Below are 2,691 nucleotides of genomic sequence, written 5' to 3'. Positions count from 1 at the left end.
GTCGTCGCGCAGGCCGAGGCGGCCGCCGCCGCGGCCGGCGAGGCCGCCGCGGCGAGCAGCGCCGCGAAGAAGCCGGTCGAGGTGGCCGACTTCGGCGTGGGTGACTCGGTGATGGTCGTGGACGGCCCGTTCGCCACCCTGCATGCCACGATCACCGAGCTCAACGCCGAGTCCCAGCGGGTCAAGGCGCTGGTGGAGATCTTCGGTCGGGAGACCCCGGTCGAGCTCAGCTTCAACCAGATCCAGCGAGTGTGAGGACCGGGCGCGGCCCGCGCCCGCATCACACCAGCGAGGTGCTCGAGTGGTCGGGCGAGGACGGTGGTCTCGAGTAGCCCGCTGGTTCCTCGCGGGCTACTCGAGAGACGAGGGGCCCAGGATTTCGCGCCTGCCCGCGCGATGCTCGACAATGGACAGGTTGCTCGGCAACACGCAGGTGGCAGAGGACGCCGCCGTCGTACGTCCTCGTCATGACCACGAGAAGAAAGAGACACCCAAGAATGCCTCCGAAGAAGAAGATCGCCGCACTCGTCAAGGTGCAGCTGCAGGCCGGCGCCGCGACCCCGGCCCCGCCGGTGGGTACCGCGCTCGGTCCGCACGGCGTCAACATCATGGAGTTCTGCAAGGCGTACAACGCCCAGACGGAGTCCATGCGCGGCAACGTGATCCCGGTCGAGATCACCATCTACGAAGACCGCAGCTTCGACTTCATCACCAAGACCCCGCCGGCCGCCGAGCTGATCAAGAAGGCCGCCGGCCTGTCGAAGGGCTCCTCGGTCCCGCACAAGGACAAGGTCGGCAAGCTGACCAAGGACCAGGTGCGCGAGATCGCCCAGACCAAGATGCCCGACCTCAACGCCAACGACGTCGAGGCCGCGATGAAGATCGTCGAGGGCACCGCCCGATCGATGGGCGTCACCACCGACTAGTGCGGGCGAGCTCGCGAGCTCGTCATTCAACGCAGTGTGGGAGAGCCGCGCTGGCTCGAACAGACCACATCTCCTAAGAGACAAGAGGGAACATCATGCAGCGCAGCAAGACCTACCGCGCGGCCGCGGAGTCGTTCGACAAGGACGAGCTCTACGCCCCGCTCCAGGCGATCAAGATCGCCAAGGGTGCCAGCAAGAAGAAGTTCGACGAGACCGTCGACGTCGTCATGCGGCTTGGCGTCGACCCCCGCAAGGCCGACCAGATGGTCCGCGGCACCGTCAACCTGCCGCACGGCACCGGCAAGACGGCGCGTGTCCTCGTCTTCGCCCAGGGCGACAAGGCCGAGGCGGCTCTGGCCGCCGGGGCCGACTACGTCGGCTCCGACGACCTGATCGAGAAGGTCAACGGCGGCTGGCTCGACTTCGACGCCGTCGTGGCCACCCCGGACCTGATGGGCAAGGTCGGCCGCCTGGGCCGTGTGCTCGGTCCGCGTGGCCTGATGCCGAACCCGAAGACCGGCACCGTCACCCCGGACCCGGCCAAGGCCGTGACCGACATCAAGGGCGGCAAGATCGAGTTCCGCGTCGACCGGCACGCCAACCTGCACTTCATCATCGGCAAGGCATCCTTCGGCGAGGCCCAGCTCGCGGAGAACTACGCCGCCGCGCTGGATGAGGTGCTCCGGCTCAAGCCGGCCAGCTCCAAGGGCCGCTACCTGAAGAAGGTCACCGTGTCGACCACCATGGGCCCCGGTGTCCAGGTCGACCCGAACCGGACCAAGAACGTCACCGAGGCCGACGAGGCCTGAGCCTGGGCAGAGCCCGTCGCGATCGCCGACTCGGCGCACCTGACCCGATCAGGTGCGCCGAGTCGGCGTTTGTGGTACGGCGTGAGGCGCCGAGTCGGCGTTTGTGGTACGGCGTGAGGCGCCGAGTCGGCGCCAGTTGGTCCAATTAGCGCCGACTCGGCGTTGGGGGGGTCTGAGCAGATCCGGGTGATCCGGTGGGTCAGAGCTCGTTTCCCCAGAAGTAGCGGGCGGTCGTCTCCACCAGCCGGAGCTTGTCGAACTGGTACTCCGCGCAGGCCGGTACGGCGTGGAACCCGCCGTTGGTGGACAGCGCGATGTCATCGATGTCGAGGTCCTCGGTGGCCTCGTCGACCCGCGACACCAGGTCGTCGACGTCCTCGAGGACCGGGGTGGTGATGTCGACGAGGCCGAGTGAGACGACCACGCCCTCGGGGATGTGCGTCAGCGGGAAGCGGTCGTCGGTCTCGGCCGGGAACTCCACGCAGATCCGCCGGTAGGCCTGGGTGTCGAGGAACCGCTTGACGGCGTCCTCGTCGTAGGCGCCCTCGGCGACGCCGGCCGTGGTCACGTCCAGCCCGACCCGGAAGTGCTCCGGCACCCCCTCGGCGCCCGCCACCGCAGCGACCGCGGCGTTGTCGGCGGTGATCATCGCGGCCGACAGCGCGTCGGCGTCCAGGCCGAGCCCGGCCGCGCGGGCGCGGCCGGTGCGGTGCAGCAGCATCCCGAGCGCCGGGTTGCGCACCAGCACGTACGGCACGCCGTCGGCCGCCAGGGCGAGGATCTCGGCGCGGACGATCCTAGCCAGCGCGGCGGCCGCTTCGGCGTCGGGCGTCGTGCCGGCGGCCAGCGCCGTGAGATAGCCGGGCGAGGGCAGGGTCACCATGGTGGAGCGGTCGGTGCGCGCCACCAGGTCGGCCGCGTCGGCGAGTCGCCCGGTCGCGACCGGCGTCCCGGAC

At 69.5% G+C, this 2,691-nt stretch carries 4 protein-coding genes; 3 read left to right on the top strand and 1 reads right to left on the bottom strand.

The features are described from left to right. The 3 genes from nusG to rplA all read left to right on the top strand — a co-directional run. A partial coding sequence (gene nusG / locus QM634_RS05910; protein ID WP_415041843.1) for a transcription termination/antitermination protein NusG occupies positions 1-255 on the top strand: 255 nt, incomplete at its 5' end. A gap of 242 nt (positions 256-497) precedes the next feature. After that, positions 498-926, top strand: a complete 429-nt coding sequence (rplK, locus tag QM634_RS05905) for a 50S ribosomal protein L11 (RefSeq protein WP_415041842.1) — start codon at positions 498-500, stop codon at positions 924-926. Between the two features lie 92 nt (positions 927-1,018). Then, complete coding sequence (rplA, locus tag QM634_RS05900; protein ID WP_415041844.1) at positions 1,019-1,735, top strand: 50S ribosomal protein L1; 717 nt, start codon at positions 1,019-1,021, stop codon at positions 1,733-1,735. A 199-nt stretch (positions 1,736-1,934) separates the two neighbouring features. Here rplA and QM634_RS05895 read toward each other — a convergent pair. Continuing rightward, positions 1,935-2,691, bottom strand: a 757-nt coding sequence (locus QM634_RS05895) for a hypothetical protein (RefSeq protein ID WP_415041841.1), incomplete at its 5' end; no start/stop codon positions are given.

This window comes from Gordonia sp. (in: high G+C Gram-positive bacteria), assembly GCF_047606305.1.
In the GTDB taxonomy this organism is placed as follows: domain Bacteria; phylum Actinomycetota; class Actinomycetes; order Mycobacteriales; family Mycobacteriaceae; genus Gordonia.
The sequence above is the reverse complement of the archived record's forward strand: the minus strand, read 5'-3'. Positions and strand labels throughout refer to the sequence as shown.

Coding starts and splice junctions, on each gene's coding strand:
- rplK (WP_415041842.1), top strand. CDS start 498: ATGCCTCCGAAGAAGAAGATCGCCGCACTCGTCAAGGTGCAGCTGCAG.